This window comes from Thermosipho ferrireducens, from assembly GCF_017358165.1.
Lineage (GTDB): Bacteria > Thermotogota > Thermotogae > Thermotogales > Fervidobacteriaceae > Thermosipho_B > Thermosipho_B ferrireducens.
The window spans coordinates 1868304-1884201 of the sequence record NZ_CP071446.1 but is presented as its reverse complement, the minus strand read 5'-3'; the positions used below and the strand labels follow the sequence as shown (position 1 = coordinate 1884201).

The 15898-nt window shown below is 34.8% G+C and carries 13 protein-coding genes; 12 read left to right on the top strand and 1 reads right to left on the bottom strand.

Annotated elements, in window-relative coordinates:
* Window positions 1-18: 18 nt before the first annotated feature.
* The 6 genes from JYK00_RS09215 (at window position 19) to nadE (ending at window position 7579) form a co-directional block, all read left to right on the top strand.
* On the top strand, window positions 19-3150 hold the full coding sequence (locus tag JYK00_RS09215) for an alpha-mannosidase (RefSeq protein ID WP_207566604.1): 3132 nt from the start codon (window positions 19-21) through the stop codon (window positions 3148-3150).
* Between the two features lie 121 nt (window positions 3151-3271).
* Window positions 3272-3877: a DUF996 domain-containing protein gene (locus JYK00_RS09210; protein ID WP_207566603.1), complete on the top strand. Its 606-nt coding sequence runs from the start codon at window positions 3272-3274 to the stop codon at window positions 3875-3877.
* A gap of 125 nt (window positions 3878-4002) precedes the next feature.
* Window positions 4003-5016, top strand: a complete 1014-nt coding sequence (hrcA, locus tag JYK00_RS09205) for a heat-inducible transcriptional repressor HrcA (protein WP_207566602.1) — start codon at window positions 4003-4005, stop codon at window positions 5014-5016.
* 49 nt (window positions 5017-5065) lie between these two features.
* Window positions 5066-5590 carry a nucleotide exchange factor GrpE gene (locus tag JYK00_RS09200; RefSeq protein ID WP_207567685.1) on the top strand — a complete coding sequence of 175 codons (525 nt, stop codon included), beginning with the start codon at window positions 5066-5068 and terminating at the stop codon, window positions 5588-5590.
* Window positions 5591-5595: 5 nt separating this feature from the next.
* On the top strand, window positions 5596-6711 hold the full coding sequence (dnaJ, locus tag JYK00_RS09195; RefSeq protein ID WP_207566601.1) for a molecular chaperone DnaJ: 1116 nt from the start codon (window positions 5596-5598) through the stop codon (window positions 6709-6711).
* Window positions 6712-6718: 7 nt separating this feature from the next.
* Window positions 6719-7579, top strand: coding sequence for an NAD(+) synthase (gene nadE / locus JYK00_RS09190; RefSeq protein WP_207567684.1), 861 nt, complete (start codon window positions 6719-6721; stop codon window positions 7577-7579).
* On the opposite strand, the gene JYK00_RS09185 is transcribed toward nadE, so the two are convergent.
* Window positions 7576-8559 (bottom strand): inorganic phosphate transporter, encoded by a 984-nt coding sequence (locus tag JYK00_RS09185; protein WP_207566600.1) that lies wholly within the window; start codon window positions 8557-8559, stop codon window positions 7576-7578. The genes nadE and JYK00_RS09185 overlap by 4 nt on opposite strands.
* A gap of 110 nt (window positions 8560-8669) precedes the next feature.
* On the opposite strand from JYK00_RS09185, the gene JYK00_RS09180 reads away from it, so the two are divergent.
* The 6 genes from JYK00_RS09180 to JYK00_RS09155 all read left to right on the top strand — a co-directional run bounded on the left by JYK00_RS09180 (window position 8670) and on the right by JYK00_RS09155 (window position 15892).
* Window positions 8670-9644, top strand: a complete 975-nt coding sequence (locus tag JYK00_RS09180; protein WP_207566599.1) for a 2-hydroxyacid dehydrogenase — start codon at window positions 8670-8672, stop codon at window positions 9642-9644.
* 23 nt (window positions 9645-9667) lie between these two features.
* Entirely contained in the window at window positions 9668-10753 is a 1086-nt protein-coding gene (locus tag JYK00_RS09175; protein ID WP_207566598.1) for an NAD/NADP-dependent octopine/nopaline dehydrogenase family protein, read from the top strand.
* Window positions 10750-12381 (top strand): cobalamin-dependent protein, encoded by a 1632-nt coding sequence (locus JYK00_RS09170; RefSeq protein ID WP_207566597.1) that lies wholly within the window; start codon window positions 10750-10752, stop codon window positions 12379-12381. The genes JYK00_RS09175 and JYK00_RS09170 overlap by 4 nt, the downstream gene beginning before the upstream one ends.
* 442 nt (window positions 12382-12823) lie before the next feature.
* Window positions 12824-13753: a D-alanine--D-alanine ligase family protein gene (locus tag JYK00_RS09165; RefSeq protein ID WP_207566596.1), complete on the top strand. Its 930-nt coding sequence runs from the start codon at window positions 12824-12826 to the stop codon at window positions 13751-13753.
* A 14-nt stretch (window positions 13754-13767) separates the two neighbouring features.
* On the top strand, window positions 13768-14178 hold the full coding sequence (locus tag JYK00_RS09160) for a secondary thiamine-phosphate synthase enzyme YjbQ (RefSeq protein WP_207566595.1): 411 nt from the start codon (window positions 13768-13770) through the stop codon (window positions 14176-14178).
* 22 nt (window positions 14179-14200) lie between these two features.
* A complete protein-coding gene (locus tag JYK00_RS09155; RefSeq protein WP_207566594.1) occupies window positions 14201-15892 on the top strand; it encodes a sigma-54 interaction domain-containing protein in 1692 nt (563 codons plus the stop codon).
* Window positions 15893-15898 lie beyond the last annotated feature (6 nt).

Genomic DNA, 15898 nt, shown 5'->3' with positions numbered 1-15898 from the left:
AGGTAGGTGAAGGAAATAATGTATTCTAATAAAACACAATTAGTTTCAAGGTTCAAGCACATGCTTTACGAGATTTATCCTTACGTTGTAAGAAAACTGGAAGTTATTCCAGAATGGTTGTTTGAGCGTTCATCTGAGCGAATGCCTCCGTTAGGTTTTACTTCTAAGATTAGAGTAGGTTCTTTTTGGAACCCGGAGCCATCTCCTGTGTGGTTTTCTCAAAAAATTTTTATACCGGAAATTCGTCTGAATGAAAGAATTTATTTGAATTTATGGTTTGGTGGAGAAAGCCTCGTGTTTATTGATAATGTTGCTTTTGGTGAAATAAATGAATATCATAAAGAATTGGATATTTCGCCTTTTGCAGATGGGAAATGGCATACCATTAGTGTTCAGGTTGTGCCACGTGGATTATTTGGAAAATTCAGTGAAAAAACAACAGTTGAGATAAGTGAAATAAAAGTCATAGATGAGGAAATTTATAAAGCTTTCATTGAAATAAAAAATGCTATAGAAGTTTTACAGGTTACTAAGGATAATATCCTTGAGGAAAAGCTCGCTAATTTAATTGACAATGTTTTTTCCATGATGGATCTTCCAGGAGACACAAAACAGTATATTTCCGCCATATCTGAGAATTTACTTCTTAAAAACAGTTTAGAAAATCTCTGGGAAAAGCCCAGATTTTTTAAGAAAGAGAACAGTATTATAACCAACCAGCAGAGAGAAACAATTTTGAATGCTTTAACGTATTTAAAAAGAGAAATCAAAGTGTTGCAGAAGGAGTTCAAAGTATCTGGTGAAGTCAATGTAGTTGGTCATGCTCATCTTGATTATGCCTGGTTATGGCCTATTGAAGAAACAAAGCGTAAGGAAGCCAGAACTTTTGTCAACGCAATAAGGCTCGCAAAAAAATATCCTGAATTTGTGTTTGTTCAATCCTCTGCCCAGATGTATGCAGATATAAAAGAGAATTATCCTGAAATTTTTAAAGAAATTAAAGCTATGGTGAAAGATGGGAAATGGGAAATTATAGGAGGAATGTGGGTAGAATCTGATTGCAATATTCCACACGTAGAATCTTTGATAAGGCAATTTTTGTATGGACAAAAATTTTTTGAAAATGAATTTGGCAAAAGAAGTAATGTGTGTTGGCTTCCTGATGTATTTGGATTTTCCTGGATTTTGCCACAAGTATTGAAACAAGCCGGAATCTCCTATTTTTTTACTATAAAATTAACATGGAATGAGAAAAATACATTTCCTTATGATTTATGTCTCTGGCGGGGAATAGACGGTTCAAAGGTTATTTATCATAGTTTTTATAACAAAGGACGTGGATATGGTGGAATTCTTGGACCTGAAGATATTTATAATGTGTGGAATGCCTGCCGGAATAAATCGCTCATTAACAAAACATTGTTTACTTTTGGTTATAGTGATGGCGGTGGTGGGCCTACCGATGAAATGTGCGAAAACTATCAAATTTTAAAGCAATATCCTGGCCTGCCAGAATTAAAAATGCAGCCTGTACGAGTCTTTTTTGAGTCGATAGAAAATGTGAAGAAAGATTTACCCGTGTGGGATGGAGAATTGTATCTTGAGTATCACAGAGGCACGTATACATCTCAAGCGCGTATAAAAGCGTTGCATAAGAGAGCAGAAGATGAGTTATATAAAGCTGAATTTATGTCTATCCTTGCATTTAAGGATTATGAATATCCAGAAAGAGATTTAGAGCAAAATTGGAAAAAGTTGTTGAGAAATGAATTCCACGATATATTACCTGGTTCTTGTATAGAGACAGTCAAAAAAGATGCTGAAAATGAATTAGAAAATGTGATTAAAAATGCAAGCTTTATAGTAAAAAAAGCCTCTGGAAAATTAGTAACAGAAAAAGAAAAAGGAATCACTCTTTTGAACATAAGTTCTTATTCTCAACCAGTAATATTTGAAAGTAATATGGAAAAAGTATTTTTTGACGATAAAGGAGAAAAGTCAATTTCACAAAAAACATACGATGGGAAAAATATATATTGGATTGAAAATAATGTAGAACCATTTTCAATTCTGGAATTAAAAGAGGAACATGTTGCTTTAAAAAAATCTCCAAAAGAACGCATAGGTTTTTTTGACAGTCATGGTATTTTTTTAGAAAATGAATATTTAAAAGTGACGATAAATGAAGATGGTTCATTAAATATTTTTGATAAACAGTTTTCAAGAAATGTACTTGATGGAAATGGAAATCGTTTAGTACTTTATAGAGACATCCCTTCTGCGTGGGATGCGTGGGATATAGATTATCATTATGAAAAATTCGGGGAATTTCTTAAGGCTCAAAATATTGAAATTGTTGAGAATGGACCAGTTAGAGCAGTTGTAAAAGTAAGTTATAAAATAAGAAGTACATCAATAATTCAGTATTATATTTTAAGTAAAGCTTCTCGAAGATTAGATATAAAAACAGTTGTTGATTGGCATATGAGGCGTACTATGTTAAGAGCAATATTTCCGGTTAACGTGTTAGCTCGTTATGCTAAATATGATCTTTCTGCTGGTTATATTGAACGATCTACTTTCCAAAATACAGATTATGAGAAGGCACGATTTGAAGTACCAGCACACAGATGGGTAAGTATTTCTGAATCGGGATACACATTCAGCCTTTTAAATAATGGGAAATATGGACATAGTTGTAAAAACAATATTATAGGTTTAACGCTTTTAAGATCCCCTGTCTATCCAGATTTTTATGCTGATGAAGGAAGACATGAATTTACATACTCGGTTTTTTCATATGGAAGTTCGGAAATTTTGCCGACTGTAATGGAGGCAGAAAAGCTAAACAAACCTTTAATGATTTTTAAGGGATTTTTTGACAAAAGTATCTTTCCATTTTTGAAAATAAGTTCTCAATCTTTGAAAGTTATAGGAATGAAACGTGCAGAAAAAGAAAGAGCTATAATCATCAGAATGGTGGAAGTTTCAGGATCAAGAGGTATTTCAAAAATAAGTTTGAACAATTCCGTAAAAGAAGTGTGGGAGTGTAATATTCTGGAAGATAAAATAAAAAAACTCGATGTTAAAAATGGTGAAGTAAAAATCCAGTACGAACCATTTAAAATATATACGTTAATGTTTAAATAAAAAGTGTTTCAAGACCTGGAAAATAGTCCCGAAGAATGCTATTTCAGAAATAAGTTTTTATACAGAAAGATTTATAAGTGTAATTTGTAGTTTGATAAAAAATTAGCAAGGAGGGATTTAAATGGCTTTGAACGTATCGAAAGTGTTAGCAGGGCTTGGTGTGGTTTTTGGAATCTTTGGGTACATGCCTCATATAGGTTGGTTTTTTGGACTTATTGGATTGATTCTTTTCTTAATGGGAGTGTATAACATATCCAATACTTTGAAAGATTCTCGAATTTTTAGGTATTTTTTAACTTCTGTAGTTTTTGGATTTATTTCTGTAGTTATTTTTGCAATAGTGATATTTACCGGTATGGTAAGTATGTTTTCTGAGCACGCAGTGATGCCTTTTGGTGAAAGAGCTCCGTTTGGGTATGAAACGACAGATTATGGTTTTGGCGAGGTGCATTTTGAAGATCAAGTATTTTCAATGACAGGGAATTTTGTTATAAGTTTTGTTTCTTTTGTTGGGTTAATGATAATTGCAATTGTATACAAAATAAGAGCATATAGACTATTATCAGAACGTCTTTCCTTGAATATTTTTAATATGGCAGCTTCATTTTACAAATGGGGAGCTATATTGGTTGTGCTTATGATTGGAATGGTATTTATATTGATAGGTGACATTCTTGCTGTAATAGGATTCTTTTCCATTCCAGATGATTTTGGTGAAAATATTTAAAAAGTTCAGGTATTATTTTTTGTAACAAAACTATCCATTTGACGCGCGAAGCTTTTTGTGTTATACTTTAATTAGCAATCTAATTTATAGAGTGATAAAGCGTTTGATAAAGGTGAGGTGGTGTAGTGAAGGATCTTACAGAAAGGCAGCAAAAGATCCTTTATTGTGTTGTTAGAGAATACGTTAAAACTGGAAGTCCTGTTAGTTCGAAACGAATTCTGGAGTCTACAAATCTTGACTGGAGTGGAGCCACGGTCAGGAACGATTTGAGAAAATTAGATTATCTTGGGTATATTTATCAACCACATACTTCCGCTGGAAGAATACCCACAGATAAAGGGTTGCGTTTTTACGTTGACGAGGTTCTTTCGTTGAGACAGGCAACAAAGCGTACTGGCTACTCGGTTAATACTACTACACAATTTCCAATAGGAGATCTTGACAGAATTATTCAGGGGGCTGCAAAACTTCTGGCTTCAACTGTAAGAAGCTATGTTATTGTAGAAAAGCCGAGCCCTATTAATTTAAGAATAAAAAGAATAGTTCTTACACCAGTTACTCCAAATTTTACTATTGTAAACATAATAACAGAACTTGGTTTAACTTCGGTTTTGCCAATGCAACATTCAGAAGTTTTTAATTTAGTTGATATCGAGGCCTTTTTAAATAAAAGTTTGCAGGGAGCAACTTTGAACGATTTTAAAATGAGACTCAGGGAAGTGATTGAAAAATTCTCCTGGGCAGAAGGTAGATTAAAGGAATTTATTGAACTTTCCGAGAGAATTGCTACTGAAAGGTATGAAGATTATATAAGTGAGGGAATATCTAATTTGATTTCTGGAAAAAAATTTGATAGTGATAAACTGAAAGAAATCATAAGATATTCTACAACTTTTGAGTTTTATTCATACATATTTAGTATGAAAGATGGAATTTACGTAGGCAAGGAACATGGGATTAGAAATTTTGAACAATATAGTATATTAATTGTCCCATATTTTGTTGGAAATAAAAAAGTGGGAAAACTTGCCACAATCTTTGATAAATACAGTGACTATGATAAGGTTTTTGATAGTGTGGAATATGTGGTTAATAGACTTACAGAATATTTCACAGTGGTTGCAAGAAACATTCAATAGGAGGTGGTATAAGATGGAAGAAAAAAGAACAAATGCCAGCAGCGAAAAAATGAAAAATAAAGAAGTACTTGATGAAAAAAATGTAGATACAGAAAATAAAGAAGTTACCGAATTAAAAGAACGAATAAAAGAACTGGAAAATCAATTAAGAGAGTTTGAAAACTACGCCAGGCGTTTAAAGGCACAATTTGAAAATTATAAAATGGAAGCAGCAAAAGAAAAGGAAATGATATCTGTATCTGCTACAGGGCGTATTGTCGAAAAGTTTATACCAGTGCTGGATGATTTTAAGCGAGCCTTTTCAGGAGCTGAGGATAGTGTAAAAGAAAGTGTCTTTTATAAGGGTATAGAAATTATATATAAAAATTTCAAAAAAGCGTTAGAAAGTTTGGGACTTAAGCAAATAGAAGTTGGTGAAAAATTTGATCCATTTGAACACGAAGCTGTGGAAAAAATAGAAGATGAAGAAAAAGAAGAATATACAGTTTTAGAAGTTGTTGAGGATGGTTATAAATTTTTGGATAGGGTAGTGAAACCAGCAAAAGTCAAGGTATCTGTTAAACCCAGGAGGTGAATTTTATGCCCAAAAAAGATTATTATGAAATACTCGGTGTTTCGAGAAGTGCAACGGACGAAGAAATTAGAAGAGCTTACAAAAAATTAATAAAACAATGGCATCCTGATAGACACCATGAAAATAAAAAAGTAGCTGAACAAAAATTCAAAGAAATTCAGGAGGCGTATGAAGTACTGTCTGACCCGGAAAAAAGAGCTATGTACGATAGATATGGATATGTTGGGGACATTCCCCCAAACATGGGTGAAGGTTTTGGCGGTTTTGGTGGTTTTAGAGGGTTTGAAGATATATTCAGAGATTTTGGAGAATTTATTAATAATGACATATTTAACATATTTTTTGGAAATCAACGAACATCTTCCAGTAGAAAGCGAAGAACTGCCCGGAGAGGCGAAGATATTAATATTTCTGTTGATGTAAATTTTCAGGAACTGTTTACAGGTGTTAAGATACCGTTGGAGTACGAACGATATGAGGTTTGTGAGCATTGTCAAGGAGAAGGTGTGGAACCTTCAAGTGGATGGGTGAGTTGTCCGAAATGTCATGGAACGGGAACTGTTCGTGAGGAAAGAAGAACCTTTTTGGGGGTGGTTATTAATCAATATACTTGTAATCAATGTGGAGGTACAGGAAAAATTCCAGGAGAAACGTGCAGTGTTTGTAAAGGAAGTGGAAGAGTTAAGAAAAGGCATAAAGTTGAGGTAAAAATTCCGGCAGGGATAGAAAATGGAACCACCTTAAGAATTCAAAAAGGTGGAAATGCAGGTTATTATGGAGGAGAATACGGTGATTTATATATTCATGTGAGAGTTACAGGCGGTGCGGGTTTTATAAGAGAAGGAAATAATCTTGTAAAGGATGTAACAATCGATTATGTGAGTGCTATTCTTGGAACAGTAATTAAAATGCAAATGCCTGACGGCAAGGTGAAGGAAGTAAAAATTCCTGCTGGAACTCAATATGGTGAAAGGATTTACATTCGCGGAGAAGGATTACCGGATATGAAAACAGGAATAAAAGGAGATTTGATTTTAAACATTAAGGTTGAAATTCCAAGACGAGTTTCAAGACGAGAGAAAAAGCTTCTTGAGGAAATTGCAAAAGAAAGAAGGGGTTGATGTGAATATTGAGAGTGAAGTGAAACGGATAGTGGAATTCATCCGTTCCAGATTAAGTGAATATGGTTTTAAAGGAGCCGTATTAGGAGTAAGTGGTGGTATTGATTCTGCCGTGGTACTTGCTCTTCTTTTAAAGGCTCTGGATCGCAAACAGATTGCTGTTTTTATATTGCCTGAACGTGATTCATCCCCCGAAAGTACAAAAGATGCAAAATTGGTTTGCAAACATTTTGACGTTGGTTATACTTTGCATCCTATTACAGGTATTTTAAAGGCGTTGGGAATTTACAAATTACAACCGCCCGCTTATTTTATTCCATGGAAAGTAAAAGCAAAGTATGCGTTGAAGAGATGGGAAGATTATGCTAAAAATAAAACACCATATGAAACAGATGTTACAGGAAGTGATGATCAGGAATTTTTGAATGGACTTGCATATTATAGAGCGAAACATAGAGTGAGAATGGTTTATTTGTACAAAGAAGCGGAAAGAAGAAATTACGCTGTTATAGGAACAACAAATAGAACAGAATTTCTTACAGGATTGTACGTGAAGTGGGGAGATGATGCCACAGATATAGAGCCACTTTTACACCTTTACAAAACGGAGATTTTTGAAATGGCAAAGTTTTTGAAAGTTCCGGAGAAAATTATTAAAAAACCAGCTACTCCTGATCTTATCCCGGGTCTTACAGACGAAAAAATATTGGGTATGTCGTATTTTGACATAGACCGCTTGCTTTCTAAAATTGAAACAGGAGAAAGTTTAGATAACGAAGATGAAGAGATGGTCAAAAAAGTAAAAAAACTTATTGAAATGGGAGAGAGAAGAAACAGAATCAGGTTAATAAGTCTGGAAAGACTTTAATTTATGAGAAAATTCATAAAAAAACTTATTATAAAACTTATAGTTGGTGTTCCTACCCATGTAAAAACAAGTTTGGAAATAACCTTTTTGTTTATGGCTTTCATACCATTTGCAAAACTAACCCCAAGCATTGCTCCTAATATAGACTGCGAAAAACTTACTGGAATACCTATCATCGCATATATCCAGACAGTCATGGTTGCACTTATTACTACTAAAAAAGCTGTGAATTCAGTAAGTGCAATAAGCTTTTTTCCAATATTATAGGTGGCTCTTTTACTGAAAAATATAGTACCTATTGATATGGAAATTCCACCAATTAAAGCAAGTATTGAAAAATCAAATTTTTTATTTAAAACGCCTACAATGTTACCTAAATTGTTGGCACCCAGGGAATAAGCACCGTAAAGTAGAAAAATCCACGAGAGAATTTTTATAAGAAAATTTTGAGTGACAATGTGTTTTATATGGGAAAATATAAGAGAGAAAATTTTTGAAAATAGTATTCCAAAAATAAATGAAAGTGCTGGAGTTAATATCCATGAAATAATTATTATTTGTAGTTTTCCGATGTTTAGAGAAATAGATGAAAATACGGCAGATCCAATGATGCTTCCAACAATTGCTTGAGTAGTTGAAACTGGAATCTTTAAAAAATTAACAAATGTAACCACTATTGTGGCCGTAAGTAATGAGATTGAACCTGTAAGGTCATTTAATGGAGCAAGTGTTCCAATAGTCGCAGTACCTGCTTTTCCCTGAAGCAGGGCACCTAAAATTACGGATATGCTGGAAAAAATTATCGCTTTTTTATATTTTAATACTCCATTAGCAGTTAATGGACCAAAGACGTTTGCAACGTCATTTGCTCCTAATACTATTCCAAACAATACACTGGGAAGTAATATCCATAACATCATTATCACCTTTATTGACAGGTAATTAAGTGTTATTTTAACATAGTAAATGATATTTATCAAGTTTAAGCACTTATGTGCAGGAAAGGACTGAATTACTTTAGTTATATAATAACTCAGAGTTGGATTGATTTGCAAATTTTTCTACTACATTATACACGAGGAGGGAGACAATGAAAATATTAGTTCTTACAAAAATTAATGATTACTTGAAAAGCAAAATGGAAGACCTGGGAAAGAAATATAATATAAGCTGGATAGTAGTACCAGGAAAGGAAGTTAACACAGTACTGCCTGAAATTGATGCTATTGTGGCAGGATATGTGGCACCGGAGCAAATAGAGATAGCCAAAAACTTAAAAGCGATATTCGTACCATGGGCAGGGGCTGACATGCTCCCCTGGGATGTGATTAAGAAAAAAGGAGTTTTTGTTGCGAATTCACATGGCAATGGGAAAATAGTTGCTGAGAGAGCTCTTGCGCTTGCTCTGACGTTGACTGCACGGGTAGTGGAATATCACAATGATCTTTTAAAAGGAATATGGCATGGTTTTGCAGTTGGTTTTAAAAAAGAAGACTTATGGTTTTCTCTTCAAAATAAAAATGTTGCGATTCTTGGTACTGGTACTATCGGGAGGCATCTTGCAAAACTTTTACGGGGGTTTGGTTGTAAGATAATAGGCTTCAAAAGAGTTTTTAAAGAAATAAAAGACTTTGATCTGATAACGACTTCCATTGAAAGCGCAATAAAAGATGCCCATGTGGTTTTTGTGACATTGCCTCTTACAAAGGAGACTTATCATATTATTAATAAGAAAGTTTTATTGCTTATGAAAAATAAGTTTTTGATAAATGTAGGTAGAGGAGAATTGATTGAAGAAAAAGCTTTGTATAAAGCTCTTGAAAATAAAATCCTTGCGGGATACGCAAGTGATGTTTGGTACAATTACCCTGGAAAAGAAAAAAGTGTGGTGTTACCGTTCAATTATCCAATTCACAAGTTTAAAAACGTGGTGATTTCTCCTCACGTTGGGGGATATACTATAGAGGGACAGGAAGGGCGAATAGACGAGTTGATTGAGAATATAGAGCACTTTATTATGAAAGGTAAACCTAAAAATATAGTTGATCCAGAGCAAATGTACTGACACTATTTAAAGGGGGTGATTGGATGAACATATGTGTTATTGGAGCCGGCAACGGTGGATTAGCACTTGCTGGATTTCTGGGGATGAGAGGGTATAACATAACTTTGTATAATAGATCACTTCGAAGAATTTCTGCTTTTAAAACTTCACGGCAAATAAAACTTGAGGGGCAGATTAACGCTACGGTGACTATTGATGAGGTCACTACTGATTTAGAAAAAGCGCTGGAAAATGCTAAATTGATAATGATAGTTGTTCCTGCTTTTGCTCATGCTGATATAGCAAAAAAAGTGGCACCTTATGTTAAAAATGGGCAGATTTTTATTTTAAATCCTGGAAGAACTTTTGGCGCACTGGAATTCTGGGAGGTTTTAAAAAGAGAGGGAATGAAGAAAGAAATAATTGTTGCTGAAGCACAAACTTTTTTATTTGCTTCTCGTACATCAAATCCCGGTGTATCCCATATATTCAAAATAAAGAATGCCGTTCCTGTTTCGGCGCTTCCTGCGAGAAAAAACAATGAATTAAAAGACGTTGTAGAGGAAGTAATACCTGAAATGCAGGTGGTTGAGTCTACGTTATACACAAGCTTTAACAATATTGGAGCAGTATTCCATCCTGCTACATTGATATTGAATGCTGGAAGAGTGGAAAGCACATTTGGAAAGTTTGAGTTTTATCTTGAGGGTATAACACCATCAATTGCGAAAGTACTTGAAAAAATAGACTCTGAAAGATGTGCTGTTGCAAGAACTCTGGGGCTTGAACCAATGACATCTGTGGAGTGGTTGAATTATGCCTACGATGTTCTTGGTATGAATTTATATGAAGCAATTCATAATAATAGTGGTTATCAGGGGATTATTGCACCACCAAGTTTGCAAAATAGATATATATTTGAGGATGTTCCTATGAGTCTTGTTCCCATTTCTTCTATGGCAAAAAAATTAGGAATAGCTACTCCTGCCATAGATTCAATAATATATATTGCTTCGATTATGATGAATCGCGACTTTTACAGAGAGGGAAGAACCCTTGAAAAATTAGGAATAGCAAATCTCACCCTTTCTCAGATAAATAGACTTCTCAAAGAGGGTGATTTAAATTGAAAAAAATTCTTGGAGCTGCAATAGGTAGTTGCGTTCATATAGCAGGCCTTTTGAATTTTTTAAAAATGGCAGAAAATGAGGGATATAAAACAGAATATCTTGGTGGGGCTGTCGAGCTGGATAAATTTGTAGGTGCTGTAATAGAATTTGATCCAGATATTGTAGCGATTAGTTATAGACTTGATCCAGAAGCGTTATATCAATTACTTGCTGATCTTGAAAAGAAATTGAAAGCTCAGAAACTTCTTAATAAAATTTACGTATTTGGTGGAACAGTAGAAACAGGAAATATTGCCAGGAAATTTTCTTTTATAAGCAAAGTTTTTGATGGAAGAGAAGAGTTTGATGAAGTTGTTATGTGGCTTAGAAATGTTGTTAAGGGGAAAAATAAAGCCAATGAAATCCTTCCTCAAACTCTGGTTGAAAGAATAAAGTATAAAAGTCCATATCCATTGATAAGGCATCATATAGGTTTGTCAACAATTGAAGAAACGGAAAAGCATATAAAAATATTAGCAGAATCCAGATTGTTAGATATAATATCGCTTGCTCCAGATCAAAACTGTCAGCAGTATTTTTTTGAACCAGATAAAATGGATAAGAAGCAAGATGGGGCCGGTGGTGTTCCTTTAAGAACAAGAGAAGATTTTGAAAGAATGTACCAGGCTACAAGAAGAGGAAATTTTCCTCTTATGAGATGTTATTCTGGAACAAAGAATTTACTGGAATTTTCCAGACTTTTGAAAGAAACAATTAATAATGCCTGGGCCGCTGTACCCCTAACCTGGTATTCAGAACTTGATAGGCGCTCTGATAGAGAGCTTTTAGAAGCTATAAAAGAAAACCAGGAAGCTATAAAATGGAACGCTGCCAATGGAGTACCTGTTGAAGTAAACGAGGCGCATCAGTGGTCTTTACGTTATGCCCACGATGCCATGGAAGTAGCTGTGGCATATCTGGCAGCATATAATGCGAAGAAACTTGGGGTAAAGCATTATGTTGCTCAATACATGCTCTCAACACCTCCGGGTCTATCGCCAAAGTACGATTTAGCCAAGCAAATCGCAAAAAAACAGTTGATAGAATCATTACACGATGAAAACTTTATTTCCTTTACTATGATACGCACCGGCTTACTTTCATTTCCCGCAGAAGAATTTAGAGCAATGGGGCAACTTACCAGCACTATGTTTTATGGAATGTGGCTCAAACCTCACATAATTCATGTTGTGTCTTATTCAGAAGCTATAAAAAGGGCTACGAGTAAAGAAATTATAGAAAGCGTGAAAATGGTTAAACAGGTAATAAAAAATACTATGGCAGGGTTACCTGATATAAGTTTTGATAAAGATTTACGTGAAAGAATTGAAGTCTTAAAAGAAGAAGCTATGTTGATTATAGAAGCTATAAAAGACTCAGGGAAAGAATATAAAGATCCGTTAATAGAACCTGTAGTGATTTATAATGCAATTAAGTCTGGAATATTAGATGCTCCTGGATTAAAAGGACTTTCTGTGGCAAGGGGAAGATTTGAAACAAGAATAATAAATGGCGCGTCTTTTGCTGTGGATGAGAACGGAAAGATTTTAAAAGAAAATGAGAGATTAAAGTTAATTAAGAGAGGTTGAAAAAATAAACTAACCTTGCCAGTTATAAGATTCCTCGCCTGCCCGCTCCTTGGAATGACACTGGTGGGGGATTTCTACCCTTTCTTGCCCCTCGGAATGACACAGATGGGGGAATTCCTTGCTTTCTTGTTCTTTGAAATGAAAGTCTCTTTTTCTGTCATCCCGAGCGTATGCGAGGGATCTTATTCTTTTTACTAACTCTCGCAAGATCCTTCGTCGTTTTACTCCTCAGGACAGGCCTCGCTAACACTCGCCAACCTTGCTAATAATAAGATTCCTAACCCTTCGGGTTCGGAATGACAAAGGTGAGTTGGAGTCCTCACGTTTTAACAAAAAAACTGTTTTGTGTATGATATAATTTTTTTAGGTTAAAATTCATGAAGAAAGTTAATGATAAAGGAATAATTGAATATAAATATTCGAAACATAAGGAGGTGGATGAATGAGAATTGCTGTAGTGCATGACTGTGACATAAGCGATGAAGAAAGATTAATGGTTGATAGCGTTTATTCAGCCATCTCCAAGAAATATGATTGTGTAAAAATAGCGTTTGATGATGATTTTGTTAAAAAAATTAAGAATTTTGATTATGTATTTAATCTATCCAATAAGGGTGGAAAGGAAACAAAACAGATGCACGTTCCCGCTGTTCTTGATAAACTTGGAATACCATACACAGGTTCTAATGCTTATTCGCACGCTGTCTGTCTGGATAAAATTACAACAAAAATTATTTTAAGGCATTATGGAATTCCCACACCTGATTTTGAAGTTTATAATATCGGAGATACTCCAATAGATATAAAAAAAGTGTCTATTGTCAAACCCTCAAGAGAAGGAAGTGCCAAGGGAATAACAAGAGATTCTGTGGTTGATAATATAGAAGATTTGAGAAAACAGGTAGAGAAAGTTCATCGAGAATTTAAGCAACCTGCGCTTGTTGAAGAGTTCATTGATGGGATAGAAGTCAGTGTTGGGTTGATAGGTAATAATAAAAATCTTGAAGTTTTGCCGATTCTTGAAATAGATTTTTCTACTTTACCCGAAAATTTAGAAAGATTTTATTCTTATGAGGTAAAACATTATTATGGGGAACAAACAAATTATGTGTGTCCAGCAAGGATAGATAAAAATGTAGAGGAAAAGTTAAAAGATTATGCAAGAAAGGTTTTTAAAGTGCTGTCTTTAAAGGATTATGCCAGAATGGATGTTAGAATAAGAGATGATGAGATATATTTCCTTGAAATTAATTCTTTACCCCAGCTTGTTCCGGTGTATTCTGATATAACAAAAATGGCGGAAGCAGCAGGATATTCTTATGATGAATTAATTTTAAAGATATTAGAAGTATCATTTAAACGCAACAAATGAAAGGAGGTATTGCTTTGAAAAGTTATACGGAGTATCTGTGGTTTAATACAAAGAAAAGAAAAGAGCTTATCAGGATCACAGATGTTATAGATAAAATTGTGAAAAAAAGCAATATAAAAGAGGGGTTTTGCCTGGTCTCTGCCATGCATATTACAGCCGGGATAATTGTAAATGATAATGAATCGGGATTACATCAGGATATCTGGGAATGGCTTGAAAGAATGGCACCTGTTGGGGACTACAAGCATCACTGGACAGGAGAAGATAATGGAGATGCCCATTTGAAAAGAATATTAACTCATCATCAGGTTGTTTTGCCAGTGACCAATGGGAAACTTGATTTAGGCCCATGGGAGCAGATTTTTTATGCAGAATACGATGGCCAGAGACGCAAAAGAGTGGTAGTAAAAGTTATTGGAGAATGAAAGGTTCGAGGAGCTGATAATTTTGGAGCTTGTAAAATTTTTTAGAACAGTTTTAGAATCCATCATAGAAGGTGTAATTATCGTTGATGAAGACGCGCGCGTCCTATATTTTAATAAGATGGCAGCGCGTCTTCTTAATTTACCAAGTGATATTGTTGGGAAACCTGTGACTGAAGTGGTTCCAAATACCAGATTGCATATTGTTGTTCGAACAGGTATTCCAGAAATAGATAAAATACAACACGCTGGAGAAAGTGTGATTATAACCTCAAGAATGCCATTGAAAGACTTAGAAGGAAATGTTGTAGGAGCGGTTGCAGTTTTTCGTGATATTACAAGTGTGAAAAAACTGGCTGAAGAAATAACTGATTTACACGAGATAGAAGCGCGACTTAAAGCTATTATTGATTCTACCTATGATGCGATTTCTGTTGCCGATGAATATGGGAATGTTGTGCTTGTTAACAAAGCGTATACAGAAATAACAGGCCTTAAACCTGAAGAGGTAATAGGAAAGCCGGCAACTGTAGATATAGCGGAAGGAGAAAGTATACATATCCTAATTTCAAAAACAAAAAAGCCTATTTACGGCGCGCGATTAAAAGTTGGGCCGGCTCATAAAGAAGTGGTTGTAAATGCGACGCCTCTTTTTGTGAAAGGTAAATTTAGTGGAAGTGTGGCTGTAGTACACGATGTTTCAAAAATAATAAGTCTTACAAAAGAACTTGAAGAAGTAAGAAGAATGATGAGGCATTTGAAGGCCCAATACACATTTGAGGATATTATAGGCGATAGCGAGAAATTCGTAATGGCCAAGGAGCAGGCGCTTAAAGTCGCAAATACCCCAGCTACTGTGCTTTTAAGGGGAGAAAGTGGAACTGGAAAGGAGTTATTTGCACATGCTATTCACAATGCAAGTTTTAGGCGTAATGGTCCCTTTGTTAGTGTCAATTGCTCCGCTATACCGGAAAGCATTCTGGAATCTGAACTTTTTGGATATGAAGAGGGAGCTTTTACCGGGGCAAAGCGTGGCGGTAAAAAAGGATTGATAGAGGAGGCAAATGGGGGCACGCTTTTCCTTGATGAAATAGGAAAGATGCCAGTTCAACTTCAGGCTAAGATTTTAAGGTTTATTGAACGAAAAGAGTTTATGCCTGTAGGTGGAAGCAAACCAAAGAGAGTTGATGTGCGGATAATAGCAGCTACTAATATGGATTTAGAAAGTATGGTAAAAAAAGGTGAATTTCTTCCAGATTTATATTTTAGATTAAATGTATTCCCGATACATCTACCTTCTTTGAGAGAAAGAAAAAAAGATATCCCCGCACTTGCAATGTATATGGTAAAAAAGATAGGTCAACAATACGGACGTGTAGTAGATGGTATTTCTCCAGCAGCTATACGATACTTAGTTTCATATGATTGGCCTGGAAATGTGAGAGAGCTGGAAAACATTATTGGAAGGGCAATAATAAATATGAATATGAACGAAAATGTTATAGAAAAAAGGCATTTACCACCTCTTCATTTAGAAACGAGTGTAGAGTCATATAAAATCGAAGGGCCACTTAAAGTTCTTGTAGAAGATTTTGAAAGAAAAGTTATAGAAAAAGTGCTTAAAGAAAACAATGGTGATAGGACAAAAACAGCAGAAAAACTTGGGATAAGTATAAGAACTTTGTATTATAAAATAGAGCGCTACGGATTAAAGTAAAGGAGG

Excerpts from the sequence above, each read along its gene's own strand:
- dnaJ (WP_207566601.1), top strand. The coding sequence starts at position 5,596 with ATGCCCAAAAAAGATTATTATGAAATACTCGGTGTTTCGAGAAGTGCA.
- JYK00_RS09175 (WP_207566598.1), top strand. The coding sequence starts at position 9,668 with ATGAACATATGTGTTATTGGAGCCGGCAACGGTGGATTAGCACTTGCT.
- JYK00_RS09200 (WP_207567685.1), top strand. The coding sequence starts at position 5,066 with ATGAAAAATAAAGAAGTACTTGATGAAAAAAATGTAGATACAGAAAAT.
- JYK00_RS09165 (WP_207566596.1), top strand. The coding sequence starts at position 12,824 with ATGAGAATTGCTGTAGTGCATGACTGTGACATAAGCGATGAAGAAAGA.
- JYK00_RS09180 (WP_207566599.1), top strand. The coding sequence starts at position 8,670 with ATGAAAATATTAGTTCTTACAAAAATTAATGATTACTTGAAAAGCAAA.
- JYK00_RS09210 (WP_207566603.1), top strand. The coding sequence starts at position 3,272 with ATGGCTTTGAACGTATCGAAAGTGTTAGCAGGGCTTGGTGTGGTTTTT.
- JYK00_RS09215 (WP_207566604.1), top strand. The coding sequence starts at position 19 with ATGTATTCTAATAAAACACAATTAGTTTCAAGGTTCAAGCACATGCTT.